This is a genomic window from Bacillus sp. AP50, from assembly GCF_040492675.1.
Classification (GTDB): Bacteria; Bacillota; Bacilli; order Bacillales; family Bacillaceae_G; genus Bacillus_A; species Bacillus_A cereus.
Genome location: NZ_JBEUTW010000076.1, coordinates 1 through 2,017, shown reverse-complemented (window position 1 = coordinate 2,017; position 2,017 = coordinate 1). Strand labels below are relative to the sequence as shown.

Below are 2,017 nucleotides of genomic sequence, written 5' to 3'. Positions count from 1 at the left end.
TTTTTATTAGATAAATTCAATAGCACTAGTATTCCCAACAATATTAGTAAAATAGTATCCACATTTTATCATATTTGTCCTCATATCTACTATTTTTATTAATATCCTTCTGATTTTTTGTAGATATAAAATTGGATATTTTACTACACGTAAAGAATACTTAATGTGTAGTGTGGAGATTCTACTATAGATAGAAGAGGATTTATATAGAAATGCATAAAAAAAGACTCCATTTTACATGAAGTCCTTCTAGTTATGTATTTATAAATAGATTAGTAAAAAAAGGGCGGAATAAACCAAACACGAATAGCCCTCCACTTTCGATTTTTTCAAAAATAGAGAGCTTGTTGCTATTATTTTATTTCCATTGCGGTTAGCACCTGATCTGGAGCTGTTATTGTTACACCAGCACGTACTAAACGTTCGAAGGTACGCATAAATTCTAGTAAATTAAACTGCTTTGGTAGCTCAATCACACGAAGTTTTTCTTGTGGCAACTTATCAATTGCCTCGATAAACCATTCGCGCACATCACTTGGAATTGTGCGTTCTTTATGGCCACGAACTTTTAGTTTTTCACGCATTTCAATTTCTAAAGCGATATATGCATGGAGATTCACTCCCTGATCATATGCATATTTTCTAAATAACGTTTCTTCCTGGTATTTTAGATAATTACGGTGATAAGACTCTTCTATTACTGGTACTGCAAACTTCTGCTTCAGTAGTGCATGTACATTTCTAAACATCTTCTTAATGTTATGAAGAGAGTACATAGAATAATGTAGACCAAAATTAAAGACAGCATGCTCACGGTCACTATTTCTCTCTTTTGGTATGTGCTGCGCAATAAGAGGGTAGAGACCTTCTTTCGCTGCTGTATCAAGAATTTGATATTGAGATGTCTGATGCAATAATTTTTTCAATGTATATACAATTTTCGTTGGATATCCTTCTTTTCGATCAACCATATCACGAAGCCCACGAATGACACTGCGAATTTGACGATGACAAGTATACTTTAAGACATGAATGAACTTATTCATGTCTGCAGACAGTTCACCGATATTCATTTCTTGTAGAAGTGATTCAATGAATTTCGCTTTACGAGCATAGGTAGCTCTTGGTGTAAACGGATCCCTGTATTGTTCTTCTCCAGATTCTTTCGTACATAAAAAGTCTGAATGGATAGACAGATATAATGTCGTATATCGTTTTGTATGCTTTACACCTTTTTGCATTTTGCAAATTTTGAATAGGGGACTACCCGTACATGGTAATGTAATTGTTAATTCATCGATAACCGCACGGATTTGATGCGGATATTTTTTATGTAAGAAACGATACATCCCGCCGAAGTGGGTTTTATTGCCTCTTTCGTCATGCTTATCTAATGAACGCTTTAACGTTGTTTCTGTATGTTGTTGCATTGCGATATCTAAGAATAGCTTCTTAGCCGCTACAGATAGCTTAAAGAAAGCTTTTGTAAATACAACAGGACTAATATATACGTACGGATTTGCTTTTTCTGTTTCCTCATTCAGAAAATGAGTGAGTTTAATTGTGTAACGACCATCAATTTCATTTTCAATGGAGATAATGTTATGTAAGCTTAACTTTTTCAAAGCGATATAGAATTGAGAGTGTTGGATATAAGCAAATTCTTCTTTATATTGTTTGTAATCTTCCCACATCATATGTATGGTTACATTGGGAATGACACCACTAGTAAAGCATTTCTTATGTATATATAAGAACACTTCGAGATCAGCATTCGTAATGCCGTATAATTTATGCTTTCTTCCCGTTTTTTCTGCAAGTGCAGACATTGCGCGACGTGAAAAAGATGGTTTGGCTCTTTCGACAAATCCATCCACATCAGCAATACGATCTTCGTATGTCATGTGCTGTAGAATATCTTCTAAATAAGTATCTTTATAACTGTAGTACTTCTTCTCAAATGCTTCCACAAGCTTTTGCCAAGATTTGAGTGTTACTAAAACTGCGTTTGTTGTTT

The 2,017-nt window shown here is 34.2% G+C and carries 1 protein-coding gene; it reads right to left on the bottom strand.

Going from position 1 to position 2,017, the window contains the following annotated elements:
- Nucleotides 1-353: 353 nt before the first annotated feature.
- The coding region (locus ABWK52_RS07420) for a hypothetical protein (protein WP_353771905.1) at nt 354-2,017 on the bottom strand (1,664 nt) is incomplete at its 5' end.